Source organism: Paenibacillus sp. p3-SID867 (genome assembly GCF_025142895.1).
Taxonomy (GTDB): Bacteria; Bacillota; Bacilli; order Paenibacillales; family Paenibacillaceae; genus Paenibacillus_AQ.
Genome location: NZ_JAMBDM010000002.1, coordinates 14,315 through 34,760 on the forward strand (window position 1 = coordinate 14,315; position 20,446 = coordinate 34,760).

The 20,446-nt window shown below is 46.6% G+C and carries 21 protein-coding genes and 1 tRNA gene; 17 read left to right on the top strand and 5 right to left on the bottom strand.

Going from position 1 to position 20,446, the window contains the following annotated elements:
- Positions 1 to 86: 86 nt before the first annotated feature.
- From M4D81_RS03355 to gnd, 3 genes are all read right to left on the bottom strand, one after another.
- The gene (locus M4D81_RS03355; RefSeq protein WP_260064466.1) at positions 87 to 1,448 is read right to left on the bottom strand and encodes a GntP family permease; all 1,362 of its coding nucleotides are present in this window, start codon (positions 1,446 to 1,448) and stop codon (positions 87 to 89) included.
- Between the two features lie 162 nt (positions 1,449 to 1,610).
- Positions 1,611 to 2,288, bottom strand: coding sequence for a GntR family transcriptional regulator (locus M4D81_RS03360; protein WP_100541339.1), 678 nt, complete (start codon positions 2,286 to 2,288; stop codon positions 1,611 to 1,613).
- 134 nt (positions 2,289 to 2,422) lie between these two features.
- Complete coding sequence (gene gnd / locus M4D81_RS03365) at positions 2,423 to 3,322, bottom strand: phosphogluconate dehydrogenase (NAD(+)-dependent, decarboxylating) (protein WP_071219307.1); 900 nt, start codon at positions 3,320 to 3,322, stop codon at positions 2,423 to 2,425.
- A gap of 452 nt (positions 3,323 to 3,774) precedes the next feature.
- Between gnd and rpmH the strand changes: the two genes are divergently transcribed.
- From rpmH to M4D81_RS03425, 12 genes are all read left to right on the top strand, one after another.
- Entirely contained in the window at positions 3,775 to 3,909 is a 135-nt protein-coding gene (rpmH, locus tag M4D81_RS03370) for a 50S ribosomal protein L34 (protein WP_006207379.1), read from the top strand.
- Between the two features lie 235 nt (positions 3,910 to 4,144).
- Positions 4,145 to 4,495 (top strand): ribonuclease P protein component, encoded by a 351-nt coding sequence (gene rnpA / locus M4D81_RS03375; protein WP_009591465.1) that lies wholly within the window; start codon positions 4,145 to 4,147, stop codon positions 4,493 to 4,495.
- A 75-nt stretch (positions 4,496 to 4,570) separates the two neighbouring features.
- On the top strand, positions 4,571 to 5,458 hold the full coding sequence (locus M4D81_RS03380; protein WP_071219308.1) for a YidC/Oxa1 family membrane protein insertase: 888 nt from the start codon (positions 4,571 to 4,573) through the stop codon (positions 5,456 to 5,458).
- Positions 5,455 to 6,243: an RNA-binding cell elongation regulator Jag/EloR gene (jag, locus tag M4D81_RS03385; RefSeq protein ID WP_071219309.1), complete on the top strand. Its 789-nt coding sequence runs from the start codon at positions 5,455 to 5,457 to the stop codon at positions 6,241 to 6,243. Before M4D81_RS03380 ends, jag begins: the two co-directional genes overlap by 4 nt.
- 189 nt (positions 6,244 to 6,432) lie before the next feature.
- Complete coding sequence (mnmE, locus tag M4D81_RS03390; RefSeq protein ID WP_260064467.1) at positions 6,433 to 7,809, top strand: tRNA uridine-5-carboxymethylaminomethyl(34) synthesis GTPase MnmE; 1,377 nt, start codon at positions 6,433 to 6,435, stop codon at positions 7,807 to 7,809.
- Positions 7,810 to 7,919: 110 nt separating this feature from the next.
- Positions 7,920 to 9,806 (top strand): tRNA uridine-5-carboxymethylaminomethyl(34) synthesis enzyme MnmG, encoded by a 1,887-nt coding sequence (gene mnmG, locus M4D81_RS03395; RefSeq protein ID WP_071219310.1) that lies wholly within the window; start codon positions 7,920 to 7,922, stop codon positions 9,804 to 9,806.
- A 3-nt stretch (positions 9,807 to 9,809) separates the two neighbouring features.
- The gene (gene rsmG, locus M4D81_RS03400) at positions 9,810 to 10,532 is read left to right on the top strand and encodes a 16S rRNA (guanine(527)-N(7))-methyltransferase RsmG (RefSeq protein ID WP_260064468.1); all 723 of its coding nucleotides are present in this window, start codon (positions 9,810 to 9,812) and stop codon (positions 10,530 to 10,532) included.
- A gap of 1,479 nt (positions 10,533 to 12,011) precedes the next feature.
- Entirely contained in the window at positions 12,012 to 12,830 is an 819-nt protein-coding gene (gene noc / locus M4D81_RS03405; protein ID WP_071219312.1) for a nucleoid occlusion protein, read from the top strand.
- 266 nt (positions 12,831 to 13,096) lie between these two features.
- The gene (locus M4D81_RS03410; RefSeq protein ID WP_071219313.1) at positions 13,097 to 13,858 is read left to right on the top strand and encodes a ParA family protein; all 762 of its coding nucleotides are present in this window, start codon (positions 13,097 to 13,099) and stop codon (positions 13,856 to 13,858) included.
- A complete protein-coding gene (locus tag M4D81_RS03415; protein WP_260064470.1) occupies positions 13,851 to 14,690 on the top strand; it encodes a ParB/RepB/Spo0J family partition protein in 840 nt (279 codons plus the stop codon). The genes M4D81_RS03410 and M4D81_RS03415 overlap by 8 nt, the downstream gene beginning before the upstream one ends.
- Positions 14,691 to 14,927: 237 nt before the next feature.
- On the top strand, positions 14,928 to 16,076 hold the full coding sequence (locus M4D81_RS03420; RefSeq protein WP_260064471.1) for an aminotransferase class V-fold PLP-dependent enzyme: 1,149 nt from the start codon (positions 14,928 to 14,930) through the stop codon (positions 16,074 to 16,076).
- 38 nt (positions 16,077 to 16,114) lie between these two features.
- Positions 16,115 to 16,615 carry a DUF4446 family protein gene (locus M4D81_RS03425; RefSeq protein WP_194540272.1) on the top strand — a complete coding sequence of 167 codons (501 nt, stop codon included), beginning with the start codon at positions 16,115 to 16,117 and terminating at the stop codon, positions 16,613 to 16,615.
- Here M4D81_RS03425 and yyaC read toward each other — a convergent pair.
- A complete protein-coding gene (gene yyaC, locus M4D81_RS03430; RefSeq protein ID WP_194540271.1) occupies positions 16,590 to 17,195 on the bottom strand; it encodes a spore protease YyaC in 606 nt (201 codons plus the stop codon). The two genes, M4D81_RS03425 and yyaC, sit on opposite strands and share 26 nt — an antisense overlap.
- Positions 17,196 to 17,434: 239 nt before the next feature.
- On the opposite strand from yyaC, the gene M4D81_RS03435 reads away from it, so the two are divergent.
- From M4D81_RS03435 to M4D81_RS03450, 4 genes are all read left to right on the top strand, one after another.
- Positions 17,435 to 17,710: a putative Se/S carrier protein gene (locus M4D81_RS03435; protein ID WP_397376655.1), complete on the top strand. Its 276-nt coding sequence runs from the start codon at positions 17,435 to 17,437 to the stop codon at positions 17,708 to 17,710.
- Between the two features lie 16 nt (positions 17,711 to 17,726).
- Positions 17,727 to 18,623 (top strand): mechanosensitive ion channel family protein, encoded by an 897-nt coding sequence (locus M4D81_RS03440; protein WP_260064472.1) that lies wholly within the window; start codon positions 17,727 to 17,729, stop codon positions 18,621 to 18,623.
- A 67-nt stretch (positions 18,624 to 18,690) separates the two neighbouring features.
- Positions 18,691 to 18,912, top strand: coding sequence for a DUF951 domain-containing protein (locus M4D81_RS03445; protein WP_071219319.1), 222 nt, complete (start codon positions 18,691 to 18,693; stop codon positions 18,910 to 18,912).
- Positions 18,913 to 19,018: 106 nt separating this feature from the next.
- Positions 19,019 to 19,109, top strand: a tRNA-Ser gene (locus M4D81_RS03450).
- Positions 19,110 to 19,687: 578 nt separating this feature from the next.
- On the opposite strand, the gene M4D81_RS03455 is transcribed toward M4D81_RS03450, so the two are convergent.
- Complete coding sequence (locus tag M4D81_RS03455) at positions 19,688 to 19,882, bottom strand: YjzC family protein (RefSeq protein WP_071219336.1); 195 nt, start codon at positions 19,880 to 19,882, stop codon at positions 19,688 to 19,690.
- A 238-nt stretch (positions 19,883 to 20,120) separates the two neighbouring features.
- On the opposite strand from M4D81_RS03455, the gene rpsF reads away from it, so the two are divergent.
- The gene (gene rpsF / locus M4D81_RS03460) at positions 20,121 to 20,405 is read left to right on the top strand and encodes a 30S ribosomal protein S6 (RefSeq protein ID WP_009591503.1); all 285 of its coding nucleotides are present in this window, start codon (positions 20,121 to 20,123) and stop codon (positions 20,403 to 20,405) included.
- The last annotated feature ends 41 nt before the right edge of the window (positions 20,406 to 20,446 follow it).

Sequence of the window (20,446 nt, forward strand, 5' to 3'; positions counted from 1 at the left end):
ACATACCTTCTTTCTACGTAAGGGCACCCGGTTCGCAACTTAAAATATCAGCATTCCAAGGAGCCCCCATGTGTCTTATTGCTTCATTATACAATTACATTGAGAACGAGAGCCAACACGAGTCCGGTCAGGGACAGGATCGTCTCCATTACGGTCCAGGACTTCAGTGTCTGGGCTACCGTCATGTTAAAGAATTCTTTTACCATCCAGAAGCCGGCATCGTTCACGTGGGACAGTACGATGGAGCCTGCTCCGGTAGCGAGCACCACTAGCTCAACGTTGGCGCCGGGCGTCATCGCGAGCACAGGAGCAACGATTCCTGCGGCGGTTGTCATGGCTACGGTTGCAGAACCTGTTGCGATCCGAATGAGTGCCGCGACAAGCCACGCAAACAGGATCACGTTGATATTTGCACCGGTTGCAATTTCGGCGATGGCATTGCCGACGCCGCTGTTGATCAGAACCTGCTTGAAAGCGCCGCCTGCGCCGATGATCAGAATGATCGTAGCGATTGGAGCGAGACATTCGCTGGTGAAGCGGGACAGATCATGTTTGTTAAAGCCGCGGGCGAATCCAAGCGAGAAGAAGGAGAAGACCGCAGCAATGAGCAGGGCAATGATTTCATGGCCGATAAATTTGCAGAACAAGGAAATGAAGCTGGTAGATTCCGGATCGATAATATCAGCTGCGGAACCGATAAGCATCAGTATGACCGGCAGCAAAATGGTAAACAACGTGATGCCGAAACCTGGCAAACCGCGCTCTGCTTTGCTTGAAAACTGCTCGGCAAGTTCCTCGGGCGGTTCGGTTCGGATTCGTTTGCCGATGAATTTGCCGAACACCGGGCCGGCTAGTATCGCTGCGGGGATCCCGACCAGGAACGAGTAGAGAATCGTCATGCCAAGGTCGGCATCATAAGCTTCAATAGCAATCATTGGAGCAGGATGCGGTGGTACCAAACCGTGAACGGTGGACAATCCGGCCAAAATCGGAATGCCGATGTGCAGCAGGGACATTTTCGTTTTCCGTGCAACTGTGAAGACAATGGGAATCAACAGGATGACCCCAACCTCGAAAAATACGGGAATACCGACAATAAAGCCTACAATCATCATGGCCCAGTGGACGCGCTTCTCGCCGAAGCGGTCCACGAGGGTGGTGGCGATTTGTTCAGCGCCGCCGGATTCGGCCATCATTTTTCCGAGCATGGTACCTAGGGCGATAACGATTGCAATCGTTCCAAGCGTTCCGCCAAGACCACCGGTTATCGAAGTAATCACATCCGCAGGCTGCATACCCGTCAATAGACCAAGGATCAGTGCGGAGATCAATAAAGTTACGAATGGATTCCATTTATATTTGGAAATCAGCACGATCAGGAAGACGATCGTCAGCAGTGTCCAGATCATTAAGGTAGCATTATGACTGAGACCGAATAGTGAATTCATATCTTGCTTCCTCCTAAAGATTACCCATTTTGAATTGGGAAATGGTTAATATCGAGCTGTTCTGCGGTAGTATACCCAAAACAAAGGCGAATTCTATTGTATACTTGTCGACAACTTAGAGCATGCACAGTGTTTCGTAAGACGGAGGAAGGGAGGATTAAGCTAACCCTCCGGAAAACTAAGATGAAGCGTCTGACGGGAATCATCGAAGTAATGTTGAACCGCCGTTTGGATCCGTGCCGGATCCAGGGATTCCATCTCTGCAATTAGCTGAAGATGCTTGTCCATGACATACCGAATCTTGGTGCCTCCGCCACCAAACACCTGACGGGTCGTAATTAACATGACTGTGATTACGATAGGGCGAATGCTCTTCCACAAATGAAGAATCCGTTTATGGTTCGCCTCCGTAATGATCCGTTCATGAAAAGCCAAATCCTGATAGGAGAATTCAACCGGGTCCTGATGTTTGGCTGCAAGCTCCATCCGATCGACGATTTGTTTTAAATGCTGGATTAATTCCGGCTGGGGATTCGCAAACACCTGGCCTTGTACAAAGCTCTCGATAAGGAAACGAACATCGTATAATTCCTCTACTTCTTTAAGCGATAAGCCCATGACAACGGCGCCCATGCGCTCCAATTGGATCAATCCTTCGCTGGACAGCGTTTTCATTGCTTCCCGCACAGGAGATCGGCTGGTGCCGAATTCACCTGCAATCCGATTCTCGGACAGGATTTCTCCGCGCTTGATGGTGCCACTAATAATCTGCAATCTCAGTTCACTGGCGATGGCCTCTCCTAGAGAGGCTCCCTGAAGCCATGTTGAGGGAAATTTCATAGCATAATTCTCCAATCCGTACTGATTCTAATTTTCTCTAGTGGTAATGATACCACATCGAAAGGAGAAGGGACCATGATGAGGCTATGACATGATGCCCTTAAGAAGCAGCAGGTTATAGAAGAGAATCAACGTTATTCCGACTTCTCAACCGCATGGCCGCCGAATTCATTACGCAGCGCTGCAACGACTTTGCCGTGGAACGTATCTTGGTCAAGGGAACGATAGCGCATAAACAGCGACATGGCGATAACCGGTGCGCTGGCTTGTACCTCAAGTGCCGTTTCTACGGTCCACTTTCCTTCGCCGGACGATTTCATCACGCCTTTGATGCCATCCAGCTTCGGATCCTTGGAAAATGCGTTTTGCGTCAGCTCCATGAGCCAGCTGCGAATGACGGATCCATTGGACCATACCCGGGCGACATCCTCATAGTTGAAGTCGAATGCGCTTTTTTCCAATACTTCAAAGCCTTCCGCAATGGATTGCATCATGCCGTATTCGATTCCGTTATGGACCATCTTCAGAAAATGGCCGCTGCCGCTTTCACCGGCATACAAGTAACCGTTCTCGACAGCCATATCCTTAAACAGGGGCTCAATGCTGGTGAATATGTCGCGATTGCCCCCAATCATAAAGCAGCCACCATGATGGGCGCCTTCCATGCCTCCGGAAGTGCCGGCATCAAAATAATGAATGCCTTGGTCCGCCAGACGTGCTGCACGGGTTTTGGAATCCTTATAATGCGAGTTGCCGCCGTCAATCAGAATATCACCGGACTCGAGGAGCGGAGTGAGAGAATCAATGACGGAATCCACGATATTTCCGGCAGGCACCATCATCCATACGATGCGGGGTTTATCCAGTTTCGCAACGAGCAATTCAGTTGATGCTGCGGCTTCGGCACCGCACTGGGCAGCCTGATCGACCAATTGCGTATTTAAGTCGTAAGCTACGACCTGATGCTGATGATGAATCAGATTCTGAACCAGATTGAGGCCCATTTTCCCCAGACCGATCATGCCTATTTTCATAAAACAATGCAGCTCCTTCTTAGGTGTATACTTGTATACAACTTAAATTCAATTATTTATACTACTCCTTTATAGCTCTTGTGTAAATAAGGGGCATGCGAGGGATGAAAGGCGTTACATGGATCGAAAAATGCATCCACAACGTGTTCAAATAGGTTATCCCCATGTGGATAATTCAAAACTAGCAATAATGACTACTTGTGGAAAACTTAAGTGCTTGCCGAGGTCAAGTAAGGTTTGACTTTTGGGCCTGAACGTGATTAAATGTATAAAGGCATTTTCTGTGAAGATGAGAACATTATCCGCTACCATTTAGCGGTCTGTTTACAAGAGATACGTCCATAGACGTCGGTTCAACAAATCGCGGTCTATTCTTCCGTGAAAGTGCGTCGATTGACGTTATGATCTTAAAATATGGGTAAGACATATTCCTGTAAGGGGGTGCATTAATCATGAGACCGACTTTCAAACCGAATGTAAGCAAACGTAAAAAGGTACATGGCTTCCGTAAAAGAATGAGCACGAAGAACGGACGCAAAGTATTGGCTAACCGCCGTCAAAAAGGCAGAAAAGTACTGAGCGCGTAATATTGTGCCACGAAGACCACCGAGGTGGTCTTTTTTTCGTAATATCTCCTACAGTGTGAGGAGTTTCCTTATGAAAACGGCGGAATATAAGCTAAAGTAGGCTTAAAGTATTCCAATTGGAATGTTTATCGCGGTTTTGGCATGACTATACTATTATAATAGAAGAGATGCCGAAGAGGCTTATGATGAGGCTTATGATTATTGAACTTGATTAACGGCAGGGCGGGAGAAACTTGTGCATAGAAAACTTCGTTTACGGAACCGCGCTGATTTCAGCCGGGTATATCGACACGGAAAGTCCTTCGCCAATCATCAATTTGTTGTATATTGGTCACGCAAAAAAGAGGTAGAGCAGTTTCGCGTTGGCGTTTCATGCAGCAAAAAGATCGGCAATGCGGTTGTCCGCAACCGGATGAGACGGCTGGTTAAAGAGATTGTCAGGCACCATCAGCACCAGATTATCGAGCATATCGACCTGATCTTTATCGTTCGAAAGGGAGCGCTCGACAAGTCTTACCAGGAGCTGGAGAAAAGCGTGCTTCATGTATTGAGGAAATCGTCCCTTCTGAAAGCGAAGAGGGGCTGAACCATGTGTTTATTTGTCCATATAAATATGTTATGATTTACCGTGGAATGGAATGGCGAAGAGAGGGGTTTTGAAGTGTCGTTCATGAAGACAAGACGAGGAAAATGGTTCCTCCTCACCGCTGTAATACTTGCAGTGGCCGTTATATCAGGTTGTGCGCCTGGAGCTGACCAAACGCGTACCATTGAAGACTTGAAAAATGGAGGCTTCTGGCAGAGCAACGTTGTTTATTACTTTACATGGGCACTTGATACGTTTGCTACATGGTTTAACGGTGAATACGGATTGTCCGTACTCGTGATGGTGCTTATCGTCCGTACCTTGATTTTACCGCTGACTCTGAAACAGGTCAGAAGCTCGAAGGCAATGCAGGCCATTCAGCCTGAAATTCAGAAAATTCGCGAGAAATATAAAGATCAACCTGAAAAAGTTCAAATGGAAACGATGAAGCTCTTCCAGGAGAATAAGGTTAATCCGATGGCGGGATGTTTGCCGCTGATCGTACAAATGCCGATATTTATCGCACTCTATCATTCGATTTACTATAACAATCTCCTTCGTGATCACGAATTCCTGTGGCTGCAATTAGGTCAACCGGACAAGCTGTTTATTTTGCCGGTGCTTGCCGCTGCAACGACTTATTTCCAAACGAAAATGATGATGAAGATGAACCCGTCTCCACAAATGGGGATGATGCAGTTCATGCTGTTCGTTTATCCGATTCTGATCTTTGTAATGTCCTTCCAGTTCCCTTCAGCACTTCCGTTGTACTGGTTCTACAGTAACCTATACACCATCGTGCAGAACTACTTCTTGTACCGCAACAATGACAAGGCTGCTGTCGTGGCAAGTGTTGCCAGCGCAACCGACGGTCAGAAGAGTAAGAGCGGTAACAAGGGCGGGAAAAAGAGTGGCAGCAAAGGCGGGAAAAAAGGTTCGAAGGGAGCCAAGAAGTCGAGATGAGTAAAATCGTCGCAACAGGAAAAACCATTGAAGATGCTGTCGCACAAGGGCTGGCCCGATGGGGTGTAAGTCAAGACCGTGTATCGGTTCAAGTATTGAGTCAGCCATCAAGAGGATTCCTGGGCCTGTTTGGGGTCAAGGAAGCGAAAGTCGAACTAACGCTCCTGCCTGACGGTGCCGGCGGCGATTCATCTGTGAAGGAAGTACTTCCTACAAACGCGCAAGCTGTTCCGGCCAAAGTGGTTCAGGTCTCCAATACCTCTGTCATGACGCAGGAAGTTCCTGCTGTCAGCAGTGATATAGAGAACCCTGCCACAGCTTCGTTTGAAGGCAAGGATCCTTACCAGGAAGCCATCACCTTTCTTGTTGATACCGGACAAGCCATGGGGCTAGATATTTCGGTTGAGGTTGAGAAGGGGAGAGACTTTACCACGCTTCAAATTTCTGGCGCCGGACTCGGACTTATGATCGGGCGTAGAGGTCAGACTCTGGATGCCCTTCAGTATCTGGCGAATATCGTAGCTAACCGTTATTCCAACAGCTATCTTCGCATCGTACTGGATGCGGAGAACTTCCGAGACCGTCGCAAGAAGACGCTGGAGGATTTGGCGGATCGGTTAGCGGGACGGGTACTGAAGACACGTAAAGAGATTGTGCTTGAGCCTATGCCTGCTGCTGAGCGGAAGGTGATTCACGCTAAACTCCAGTCACATGGAGCCGTGAAGACGTACAGCAAGGGCGAAGAACCGAACCGGCGGGTTGTCATTACACCCAAGTCGTCCTAAATGAGTTGAAGAGTATATATAAACAATGACTCCTTAAGCTTCAAGAGGGAGTCATTGTTTTTTAAAGAGACCTATAGGGAAAGACCCCGTTGGAGGTTTTCCTTTCAAGTTGATAGATGTAGCAGCCGGATTGTACATGGTATGGCTGTAATTCTGATGTTTTTTACAAAGAAAGAGGTGAAGGAAACGATGTTTAGTGATACGATTGCAGCTATTTCAACAGCTGTCGGTGAAGGCGGCATTGCGATTATTCGCGTCAGCGGGCCGGACTCCGTTCAGGAAGTGGAGCGTATATTCAAAAGTAAAAACAAGTTAACACAAGTGGATTCCCATACCGTTCATTACGGTCATATTGTGGATCCAAAAACGGGAGAAAACCTCGAAGAGGTTCTCGTAACCGTGATGCGTGCTCCTCGATCGTTCACGACTGAGGATGTCGTCGAGATCAGCGCTCATGGCGGCGTTATCTCCGTAAAACGCGTCATGGATCTGTTGCTTCAATTAAACATCCGTTTGGCGGAACCCGGTGAATTTACAAAGAGGGCTTTCTTAAACGGCCGGATCGATCTGTCCCAGGCGGAAGCCGTTATGGACCTGATTCGTTCGAAATCCGATCGCGCCTTCTCCGTTGCGCTCAAGCAGGTCGAAGGAACGTTATCCCGTAAGATCAACGAGCTGCGGCATACCCTAGTCGAAACTCTGGCCCATATCGAAGTGAATATCGATTATCCTGAGCATGACGTGGAGTCGCTTACTTCAGAATTCATTAAAGAGAAAAGCCAGCTTGTCATGGGTGAAATTGATAAGCTGCTGAAGACCGCGCAAGAAGGGAAAATCCTGCGTGAAGGGATTACGACAGCTATTATCGGTCGCCCCAATGTGGGCAAATCTTCGCTTCTGAACACGCTGGCCCAGGATAATCGGGCGATTGTCACGGATATACCCGGTACGACTCGCGATGTGATTGAGGAATTTGTCACCATTAACAACATTCCGTTGAAGCTGCTTGATACCGCGGGTATCCGGGAAACGATGGATGTGGTCGAGCAGATCGGCGTTGAACGATCCAAGCATGCGGTTAACGAAGCGGATCTCATTCTGCTCGTGCTGAATGCCAACGAACCGCTGCATCAGGACGAATTGGAATTGATGGAACAAATACGCGGTAGACAATGTATTGTCATTATGAATAAAATGGACTTACCGTCTAATCTCGATCTGGACATTCTCCATCGATACTATCCCGATGAGTTGATTGTTCCGATGTCGGTGAAGGCGCAAGAGGGTATTGACCGGCTGGAAGAGGCCATATCCAACTTGTTCTTCAGCGGCCAGATTGAAGGCGGAGATCTGACGTATGTGAGCAATGTGCGACATATCGCTTTGCTGAAGAAATCCAAGCAGTCGCTGCAGGATGCATATGATGCGGCTGAACAGCTCATTCCGATCGATATGATCCAAATCGATGTGAGAATGGCCTGGGAGCAGTTAAGTGAGATATTGGGTGAAGCGGTTGGCGATTCGCTCATTGATCAGATTTTTTCACAGTTTTGCTTGGGTAAATAAGCTTCAAGCCTTACTATATATAGTAGGAACAGCTCAACAATTTCAGGGATATCCGAGGTGGAATCCCTTTGATTACGTATATAAACACAATTAGAACAGGAGGGTGAGCTATGAGTTATATGGGTGGCACTTATGATGTGATTGTAGTCGGTGCAGGACATGCCGGCTGTGAGGCTGCACTCGCATCTGCACGAATGGGTGCTGAAACGTTGATGGTTACGATCAACCTGGATATGGTTGCTTTTATGCCATGTAACCCGTCCATTGGAGGGCCTGCAAAAGGCCATGTCGTTCGCGAAATCGACGCACTGGGCGGAGAAATGGGACGCAATATCGATAAAACCTTCATTCAAATGAGAATGTTGAATACAGGTAAAGGTCCGGCTGTCCACGCGCTGCGTGCTCAAGCGGATAAGTTTTCTTATCAGCATACCATGAAAGAGACGATGGAGAAAGAAGAGAAGCTTACCCTTCGTCAGGGTATGGTGGATCAGCTGATCGTAGAAGATGGCGTATGCGTGGGGATCGTGACGCAGACGGGTACGGAATATCGTGCGAAAGCCGTTGTGCTGACAACCGGTACGTATTTGCGCGGTAAAGTCATTATGGGTGAATTGATGTACGAGAGCGGTCCGAATAATCAACAGCCGTCGGTAAAACTGGCGCACAACTTGCGCGAGCTTGGATTCGACCTTGTTCGATTCAAGACAGGTACACCACCGCGGGTGCATAAGGATACGATTGATTTCTCCAAGACCGAAATTCAGCCTGGGGATGAGAAGCCTAAGTTCTTCTCTTATGAAACAAAATCCTCCGACAATGAGCAGCTTCCTTGCTGGTTGACGTATACGTCGGTGGATACACATCAGATTATCAATGACAACCTTCACCGCGCACCGATGTTCTCTGGTGTTATTGAAGGTACTGGACCACGTTACTGCCCGTCTATCGAAGACAAAATCGTTCGTTTTGCCGACAAGCCGAAGCATCAGATTTTTCTTGAGCCTGAAGGTAAAAATACGAAAGAATACTACGTGCAAGGGCTATCCACCAGCATGCCTGAGGATGTTCAGCTTGCGGTTCTTCGTTCCATTCCCGGAATGGAGAAGGTAGAAATGATGCGTAACGGGTATGCTATCGAGTATGATGCGATGGTGCCAACGCAGCTGTGGCCGTCTCTGGAAACGAAAAAGCTGCCGGGTCTGTTCACGGCTGGACAGATCAATGGAACCTCGGGATATGAAGAGGCAGCAGGTCAAGGCATTATGGCGGGTATCAATGCGGCACGTAAAGTGCAGGGCAAAGAGCCTGTTATATTGGATCGCTCCCAGGGTTATATTGGAGTGCTGATTGATGACCTGGTGACCAAAGGGACAAATGAGCCTTATCGTTTGCTCACCTCCCGTGCAGAATACCGTTTGCTGCTTCGCCATGATAATGCCGATTTGCGTCTTACCGAAATCGGCCATAATATCGGACTGATTTCGGAAGAGCGTTATGCCAAATTCGTGCTGAAGAAGCAGCTCGTTGAGCAGGAGATCGAGCGTCTTCGCCAAACGAAGGTGAAGCCGGTTGAAGTAAATGCGATGTTGGAAGCAGCTGGATCAGCACCCATTGTGGACGGAAGCAATATGCTGACGATTCTGCGCCGTCCGGAGATTACGTTTGCGATGATTGAGTCGCTCTCCCCGTCTCCATACGAGCTGGATGAGGAAATGAAAGAGCAAGTCGAAATTCAAATCAAATATGCGGGTTATATTGAGAAACAGCTGGGACATGTGGAAAAGCTGCAGAAGATGGAGAAAAAACGGATTCCGGAGGATATCGTTTATGACGAGATCAACGGACTGGCCATGGAAGCCCGGCAGAAGCTGAACAAGATCCGTCCGATCTCCATCGGTCAGGCATCGCGTATTGCCGGCGTAACACCGGCGGATATTTCGATACTTCTCGTTTACCTGGAGCATTATAACCGGGTAACCGCAGCGAAAGGATAAGGAATGGACGACATTCAGAAGGCTTTTGTTGACCGGCTCGGAGAGCACGGGATCACGATTGATGAGAAACAGCTCCAGCAGTTCGAGATGTATTACGAAATACTGGTGGAGTGGAACGAGAAAATGAATTTAACTGGAATTACGGAACGGGAGCAAGTCTATACGAAGCATTTTTACGACTCGATTACGCTCGCCTTTTATGTGGATATGACCCAAATCGGCAATCTGGCGGATATCGGATCAGGTGCTGGCTTCCCGGGTATTCCTCTGAAAATATGTTTCCCGCATGTGCACCTGACGATTGTGGATTCACTTAACAAACGGATTAACTTTCTGAAGCATGTCGTGGATACGATTGGCCTGACGGGGGTTGAACTGATTCACGGGCGTGCGGAAGAGGTTGCTCGCAAGCAGGGATACCGTGATGGGTTCGATCTGGTCACAGCGAGAGCGGTTGCTCGCATGGCTGTGTTAAACGAGTTCTGCCTACCTTTTACGAAGGTAGGGGGGCGATTCGCAGCGATGAAGGGCAGTGACCCTACGGAAGAGGTGAAGGAGGCAGCTCGCAGCTTGAAAGAGCTGAGAGGGGCTTTGAACAAGGTTCACTCATTCTCCTTACCCGTAGAGGAATCAGGCCGGCATATCGTGGTGATCGATAAAAAGGGAGCCACGCCTTCCAAGTACCCCCGTAAGGCGGGTACGGCCAGTAAAACGCCGATCGTGTAAGCATTTTGCCATCGATCTAGATACTGTCAATCACGCCGGTCTCCCTTGCAGAGACAAGCTTTGCTAGAAGACATGCAAACCATTCAAGAGAAGGACTCTATGGAGTCCTTCTCTTTTTTATTGTCTTTGTAGATTTGCCTTTAGAGGGAAGTGGGGACGTTAATACTAGTTTTATTTACAATTGAAAAATATAGAAAAGTGATTTGTTGTATTTTCGTTGATTAAGCCCCCTCTTATCGACTGTCATTATTTTAATAGAGAGGTGAAACAAGAAAATATACATCTCAGATTACCGACTGAAAGGAAACCCTTAAGGATTCTCGTAAGAAGCTTTATACGACTCGATGGCACGCTCACTTTTTACGTTTTCTTATCAAATGGAACCGAGGGTTACCTCTAAAGGGAGTGGGTTGATTAAAGCTGAGCTTTTAAACAAGAATGGACATCCACGCTGTGAATGTATCTGATAAACTTTGAATGTTTCACGTGAAACATTTGAAGCATGTTGTGAGTTATAAGTTAGGTATCTTTTATGGAAGCATTATATTCTTTGACAAATTATTATGATAACAACCATGTTATCTAATTTGAATAATGAAGAATGAAAACCTCATGAATAAAGTTAGTGTGCAACTATCCATCACATTCATGCACTGGACAGGGGAACTTGCAGGGAGCAGTGAACCATCATGTGCATCATTCGAGTGAATCTACTAGCCAATTTAGATTCGTTCTTCTTAGACTTTGGTGATAATGGTTGTTCAACAGATTTAATCTATTGGCAAATCCTACAATTATTCTGAATCTAGAATCTCAAGAAAGGCTGCTGGGTAGATGATGTGGCTCAATAACATGATTTCGACGCCAAAACTTTGGAACTGTGCACAAATCATGTATAAAGCAAACGAGAAATGAAGGAAAAAAGGTGATATTGGAGAATAGAGTTATAGGACAAAAAGTGGTAGAATAGAATCGTAGTATCCATTTGGACAGAAGGGCCGGTTTGCCCGTTCTTTAATTGGATGAAAGAGTATAAATCCTGGTTTGGTCACTTTTCCATCCTTGCTTCGTGCAGTCATCAACTTTGATCGTTGTGGCTGCTGTTTTTTGGAAGGTACCATGCCATCCCATGGGATCATGGCCTTAAGCGAAATAGAAAAAGATATATACCACTTGTGAGATATCGATCGATCGTAAGCATCATGATAAAACCTCCTGTTATATCTCTCAAGAAGCAACCGCTTCATGCAGCGGTTTGATCAGAGAAATACGGCAATGATCACCATAGGCGTTTTTCTCCGATCAGCATGAAATCTGTTTTTGCAGGGAAATGCCTGGCACCACAGTGGATTTTAGCGCCAATGGATGGTTGGACTATCCGTGTATGACTCCATGTTGTGGTTATCCAATCGTATAACCGATTCCGGGATATTCGGAGGCTTATCCGTGCTATCATGAAATTAGGTGGTAATATACGGAATGAAAGAACAATTTTCGAGATTGTTTGGCTTAGCGGCAGAGCGGAACCAAGGGGATGAAGTGAAACAAATCCCGGTAAACGAGGTTGTCAGCAGCCCATACCAGCCACGGACGATTTTTGATGACGAGAAGATTGATGAATTGCTTCAGACAATTAAAACCCATGGAGTCATTCAACCTATTGTCGTTCGTGTCCGAAATGGCATGTATGAGATCATTGCAGGGGAACGCCGCTGGCGTGCGGTTAAGAAGCTGGGTCTGGACACGATTCCGGCCATTGTTCGGGAGTTCAACGATTCACAAGCTGCCTCCATTGCGTTAATCGAGAATCTGCAGCGTGAAGGCCTTACTTCGATTGAAGAGGCAGTGGCTTATCAGAAGTTGATTGATCTTCATCAATTGACGCAAGAGAGCTTGGCACAGCGGCTAGGCAAAAGCCAGTCCACGATTGCAAACAAGATTCGTTTGCTGCAGCTGCCGGAAGCAGTCAAGGTGGCATTGATGGAACGCAAGGTGACGGAACGCCATGCGCGTGCGCTGCTTTCATTGGATAATGAAGAAACCCAGCTTAAAGTGCTGGACGAGATCATTACCAAAGAACTGAATGTGAAGCAGACAGAGGCACGAATTGCCTTTTATAAAGAAGTAACAACAATGAAGAAGGCCAAGCGTATATCGTACAGCAAGGATGTTCGCCTGGCTCTGAATACGATCCGCCAATCGATCGATATGGTCTCAGGCTCTGGGATGGCTATTAAAACAACAGAGAATGATCATGAAGATCACTATGAAATCGTTATAAAAATACCTAAACGTTAAGATATGGTGTGAAGCGGTATGCATCGTACCGCTTTTTCTGTTGATCAAGAGATAATGCTCTGCAGCGGTCTATGTTGCTTAACGAAGGGTTTTAGTTTGATGTTGCAGATGAGAAACATGTAATTTATTATTACTCATTTTCATCGCCGATATATCCTGGGCATCCCGAGATCATCGGGATCGTTCGCTTATTACATATACAGCCGATGCTGTATATCATCTATTGCGACTACTTAGAAGAGTCTTCCTACATTGAGGTGAAATGAGTGTCAAAGATAATTGCCATAGCAAATCAAAAGGGCGGTGTCGGCAAAACAACGACTTCCGTCAATCTGGGAGCTGGATTGGCTTCGCTTGGCAAACGGGTGCTTTTGGTGGATATTGACCCCCAAGGTAACACGACGAGTGGGGTTGGCATTAATAAAGCCGATGTTGCAAATTGCATTTACGATATTATCATCAATGAAGTACACCCGAAGGACGCCATCTGTGGGACTAACATCGAAGGCCTGGACATCATTCCGGCAACCATTCAATTGGCTGGTGCTGAGATTGAGCTTGTTCCTACGATTTCCCGTGAAGTACGATTGAAGAAATCACTTCAATTAGTCAAACCCCAGTATGATTATATTTTGATTGATTGTCCTCCATCGCTTGGCATTTTAACGATCAATTCATTGACCGCAGCCGATTCCGTGATCATCCCGATTCAATGTGAATACTACGCACTGGAAGGTCTGAGTCAGCTGCTAAATACGGTTCGCCTTGTTCAGAAACATCTGAATACATCGCTTAAGATTGAGGGTGTATTGTTGACGATGCTGGATGCGCGCACGAACTTGGGCATTCAGGTAATTGAAGAAGTGAAAAAGTATTTTCAGGAAAAAGTGTACAGAACGATTATACCTAGAAATATTCGTTTGAGTGAAGCACCATCTCATGGACAGTCGATCATTACTTATGATCCTCGATCTAAGGGAGCGGAAGTATACTTGGAGCTGGCAAAGGAAGTGATCTCGTATGAGTAAACGATTGGGAAAAGGGCTGGATGCGCTTATTCCATCTTTGTCTATTCATGATGATGACAAGGTAGTGGAAATTCCGCTTAGTCAATTGCGAGCGAATCCGTATCAGCCGCGCAAGACATTTAACGATGAGGCTATCCAGGAATTGGCGGAATCGATCCGCCAACATGGAGTTATCCAACCGATTATCGTCCGCAGTGTGCTGAAAGGGTATGAGATTATTGCCGGGGAGCGCAGATTCCGGGCATCTCAATATTGCGGCAAAGCAACGATACCGGCAGTGGTTCGATCTTTCAGCGATCAACAAGTCATGGAGATTGCCCTGATCGAGAACCTGCAGCGGGAGAACCTGAACGCCATGGAGATTGCTGTAGCTTACCAAGGTCTGATGGAACAATTTTCCTTAACGCAAGAAGAGCTGTCATTGAAGGTGGGTAAGTCTCGTTCACACATCGCTAACTTTTTGCGGTTGCTGTCTTTGCCTGAAGAAGTGAAGGACAATGTTTCACGTGGAACATTATCCATGGGACATGCCCGGGCGATCGTTGGAATTAAGGATCCCATTGTTGTTAAACAGTTGGCAAAACAGTGCGTGGAGCAAGAGTGGAGTGTCCGTGAATTAGAGGAAGCGGTTAAGAATCTGGATCGTAAACCAACGGATAAAGCAAAGCCTAAGGTTAAGAATAGAGATCCTTATATCGATCATCTGGAAGAGGATTTAAGAGAACGTTTTAAAACTACGGTCAAAATTAAGCACAATAAGGATAAAGGGAAGATTGAGCTTAATTACTATAGTAAACAGGACCTGGAGCGATTGTTGGAACTTCTTCAATAAAGAGCCGTGATTCTGTTGAAGAAGAAACTATCATACGTAATGGGTTGAGTCACAAACGGTTGAACAGCAAATGAGTGCGATTAAAAACCAAAGACATGTCGACGTTCCTGTAAGGGGAATGAGATATGTCTTTATTTAACTAAACATGAAGCCATAGCCTTGATACTCCGAACTTGAAAATATTTGAACATATCCTGTTAAGAGACACCAATACGGCAAAGATGAAGGTGAAGTATCATGGACCCGATCGTTTATCTTGATCATGCAGCCACTTCGTGGCCAAAGCCGCCTGAAGTATTTGAGGCGATGAGAAAGGCGATGGAAGAGGCGGCTGCAAACCCGGGACGTGGGAGTCACCGGATGGCGGTGAAAGCTTCTCGTGTGCTCTATGGAACACGGAGGGCGCTCGCAGACTTGTTTGGGGTAAAGAATCCTAATGATATTGCGCTGACATCGAATACTACAGAAGCGTTGAACTTAGCGATCAAAGGGTATTTGCGTGAAGGCGATCATGTGATTGCAACCATGATTGAGCATAATTCAGTGCGCAGACCGTTAGAGTATTTGAAACGCACCCGAGGGGTACAAGTAGACTATATTCCTGTCGATGAGGAAGGTCAGCTTGATGTGCAACTAATAGAGGGAGCATTTCGTTCTAATACTAGGCTTGTTGTGTGTAGTCACAGCTCCAACCTTCTTGGTTCCATCATTCCTCTCGTTGAAATCGGTGAACTGGTGAAGAGAAAAGGGGCTGTACTGCTCGTGGATGCTGCCCAGAGTGCCGGTATGCTGGATCTTCATGTGGAGGAGATGCATGTAGACATGTTGGCTTTTCCGGGGCATAAAGGGCTTCTGGGGCCGCAAGGAACAGGCGGGTTGTATATCTCGCCTGATATTGATCTGGAACCATTACTGCACGGAGGCACAGGAAGTCAATCAGAGGCTGTTGAACAGCCGACGGTACGTCCGGATCGATATGAGGCAGGGACGCCTAACACGATTGGATATGCGGGACTGCAAGCGGGTGTGAAGAAGGTGCTTGAATGGACACCGCAGCATATTTACCAACACGAATGGGAGCTAACCCAATATATGATTGAGGGTCTGCAAGAGGTAGGAGGCCTTCGTATATTAGGTCCTGCACTTGGTCAAGCGAGGACAGGTATCGTAGCTTTTGTGTCAGAGCGATACAGCGCGTCCGAGTTAGCTTTTCGACTGGACCGGGAATATGGGATTGCCGTGCGTGCTGGTTATCATTGCACACCGCTTGCTCATATGGCATCAGGCACGGAACAGACAGGTGCAGTCAGAGCGAGTGTGGGGATATCTACTAGCCGTGACGAAGTAGAGCTCATACGAAAGGCGATTGCAGAAATTCATAGATAATCAAATAGATCAAGATGGAGAAGAGGAAGGAAGAAAGCATGTCTGAATTAAATGAATTGATCATGGAGCAGCTTCATTGGTTTGTCGTCGGAATGGTCATGATCATCTTGATCTTATGGATAACTTTAATTGTTCAAGGGACAAAACTGCGTAAAATGAAGCGTCGTTATGATGCGATGATGGCAGGCAGTGGGGTAGAAGATATTGAATCACTGTTGGTCCAACTGAAAATCCAAATGGATGAGATTGAAGAGGGCCATGCCCATCATCAAAAAATGCTGGATACGATCAGCGGCAGTTTGAAAGGAATGAAGTCCAAGGTTGGTATCGTACGATACAATGCGTTTGGCGAGCGGGGGAACGAAATGAGCTTCTCCCTGGCTATTCTCAGTGAACAAGAGGAAGGGATCGTGCTGACCGGTCTGCATAACCGGGAGAGCTCCTATGTGTACGCTAAACCACTGAAGGATGGGCAGTCCAAATATCCATTGTCTCCGGAAGAAAAAGAGGCCGTCACTCTTGCGCTGCAAGAAGGGTAGAACGGTTCCACTCTTTAATGCCTGCAAATAGGCAGGTTGCAATAATATCGGACAACCGCATGACCAAGCTTAAGCGAGTGTTCTGCAATACGAAGTATTCCATAAAGCCGCCGACATTGACGATGCCCGTTACGTGGATATCGCCGACCGGCGGTAATTCTTTATGTACGCCAGCTCCTGGCTTTAGAGGGCCATCGGATATCTGGATAGAGCCTACACTTGATGATTGCCCCAAACACGCGTCAATGCCGATCACAAAAGGGTTGTCGAATTTTTCATATATCGCCGTTAGTGTATCCTTCAGATTCATGGCGTGGACAGGCTCGTCCAGCGTGCCATAGAGATGAAACAGGGGACTGTTGTAGCGTGCAAGTGAGGTGCCGACAAGGGGTCCCAGACAATCGCCGGTAGAACGGTCGGTACCGATGCAGACAATGACAAGCGGACGATGCTGAATACGGGCGTCAGAGAGATGGAAGAGCAGGCGATGTATAATAGCAGAATGGATATTAGGGTCCGTGTGTGGTATTTTTAAGCTGGAAGCCTCCGGGCGAGACGTGATTTTAGATAGACGGTTCATAGAATCTTCCTTTCGTCTGCATTTGGTAGTATCAGTATATGGATGAAAGACTGTTTTTATACTTTGGGATTCGCTTAAAATGTGATTTAAATTCAACTCGGACAGAAGAATGTTCTCAGGATAAGGAATGTGCCTGGACAGAATGAGGTATATGAATATACTTGATCTATGAAAAGGTTTATATAAAACTCTTAATCATTGGGAATGATGATGAGAAGAAATAAGAGGAAATGATAGCCATGATGGAGGGAGACGGGGCAGTGGAAGGCGCGATGTTGATCGCATTTGATTCCACCCAGCAGGCGCTGCGTGCAGAAATGCTGCTGGAGTACGCGGATATCGAAATTGATCTTTTTCCTACACCAAAAGAGATTACGGCTGGCTGTGCATTATCGATTCAATTCCCGCCTGATGCGTTAAATGATGTTCAAGCGATCATCCGACAGGAGCATGTGGAGATCCGGGGCATCTTTGCGTTGGATAACAACGAGAAGTATATCAACATCGAAGAGTAAGGGGAGGACATCAGGGATGAGGGGCTTTAGTTACTTATCTGGGGAAACAGACGGAGTCGATTTGGGGAGTATGACTAAGGAGGCTAAGGGTTTGAAAGATCAGATATGGAGATGGTTAACGAATGAAGAGATGTGGATGAATGTTCTGTCATCCGGCATTCGGGTCATTATCATTTTTATTCTGACGCGTCTCGTAATACGAGTTGTGTATAAGATGATTGATCAGTTTATCCTTAGGCAGGAGAAGAGCCGAATTCAAGTGAACTCAAGACGGTTTGTCACGGTAGGGGAGCTGCTAAAAAATGTAACCTCTGTTGTGTGCAACTTTGTCATGATTTTGATCATTCTCTCAGAGTTCAACTTCGAGTTAGGACCACTGTTAGCCGGTGCCGGGGTACTTGGCCTTGCAATAGGTTTTGGTGCACAGAGTTTAGTGAAGGATGTTATTACCGGATTCTTCATTATATTCGAGGATCAGTTTGCAGTAGGCGACGTAATCAAGAGTGGTGAGTACCGGGGAACTGTCGAAATGATCGGACTTCGCACATCGCGAGTTAAGGGATTGAATGGGGAGACCTATATTATTCCGAACGGAATGATTACCAGCGTCACGAATTACTCCCTTTCCAATTCATTAGCCATTGTAGATTTACCCGTAAAGAACGACCAGCAGGTGAAGGATACGATTACGCTGATTCAGTCGGCCCTTACGGGAATCATGGACCGTCGCCCAGAGGTCCAGCGGACACCGGATGTATTAGGAATCCAGTCATTGAATACTTCTGAATATGTTGTTCGTATTGTGGCCGAATGCAATCCCAATGCAAGGGAAAACGTGGAGCGCCAGATATTTACGGATATCAAACAGGCTATTGAAGCACGGGATATGGGACAAGAACGCGTTCAGGCTTGATCTAATCGGTTATCCAATGATATATAATAGATAGAAGAAGTAATAGAAGTAAAAGGGAGCGATAGCCATGGAGCGCAAGGTATTTCAGTTAGGGGATATCGTTCAGATGAAGAAGCCTCATCCCTGTGGAAATAATGAGATGGAGATTATTCGCATGGGGATGGATATTCGGATCAAATGTACCAAGTGTCAGCACAGCGTGTTGATCCCCCGTGTAAAGTTTGAGAAGAATATGAAGAAGGTTTTGCGTTCGGCTCAGGAGACGGAAGGGGCAGGAGATACACCGTAATATCTCCTCTCCTAAGCGTTCCAAACGGTCATTGAAATCCAAGGAACAGTGAGATCGACAAGCTATTGACCAGATAACGTTTCCATGATATAATCAATTCTGCTGTGGAAAGGTACCCAAGAGGCCCAAGGGGGCTGACTCGAAATCAGCTAGGCGTCGCAAGGCGTGCGTGGGTTCGAATCCCACCCTTTCCGCCACCAATCGTTTAAAGTTCCGCTGTTATGGATATAAACGATGCTTGATACATAAGTTAGGGTTTAAGCTGTAAAGCGCCCTTGAATAAAACACCCTCATGCAGACGATCTCTGCGGGGGTGTTTTTCGTTGCTAACCAGCTTGAGCTAAGCCCCGAGCTTTGAACGAAAAAAGAAGGGCCCGATTGGGCCCTTCTTTCTGGGTAGGCGGTGCTTGTGAATTGGAATCATTTTATCAGCACTTCTGCGAACCTTGTCAATAGCTTCACTTGTCCAAGCGGTCAAGCATTCGGCTCATTTCCTCAGCTTGCAATCCGTGTGACGATCAGAAACCTCATGCGTCGTTCTGCTGCAACGTTCAACGGAACCACACCTCTCTCATGCACCGCCTGATTATAATGTGCGCATAAAGGTCGGTTTGTATACATGCGAATTTCACTGGATAAAAATCCCAACTTCGAACGTTTAGTTTTCATGGATTAGCTGACAGTTTTCAAGCAATGCTCTGATAATTCCCTGCGCAGAAGATGCGGTAAGCACGATGTACAAAGCTCCTTTAAGCTGATTGATCCATTCAGGCGATTACTTAGGCTGCACTCGGCGTTTGTTTAACCATACACGATCGTCATTTTGGGTTTCGGGGAAGGTATCGCCTTTGCTCATTTTAATTTGACGCGGGTTTTCGATCCCCATGATGTGGTCTCTGACACCCACTTCCATATAAATGCCGTTGTTTGGGGCTTTGTCACCCGCACGAAATTCGGACTGTTCTCCCATTGTGGAATTCCTCCTCATTATGATGGATGGACTGCATGTATTATCATGCGCCATTGGACCCTAAATCATTGCAGGGAAAGTGAGAAAGGCGCGGGAATAAAGGGAAGAGCACAGATTCAGCACCGAAAAGAAACTTGCATCCGATCACCCGTTCTGATATAGTATTATGGTGCGAGTTAGACTCGCTCCTTGCTCTCAACAGAGATTGAGGGCCGAAGTCCATAAGGAGGTGAAACATATGCGCAAATATGAAGTGATGTACATTATTCGTCCTGACATTGAACAAGAAGCTGTTCAAGCTGCAGTCGATAAATTCCAAGGCATCATCTCCAACGGCGGAGAAATTACAAAGCATGACGTAATGGGTAAACGCCGTCTTGCGTATGAGATCAAGAAATTCCGTGATGGCGTCTACGTTCTGGTAAACTTCAACGCAACACCTGAAGTTGTAGCTGAGCTTGAGCGTCTCATGAAGATTTCTGACGAAGTTATTCGTTATCTCATCACGAACGACGTTGCTTAATACGTGTAAAAAACTTTGTAATTGATTTCGTTCTAAGGAGG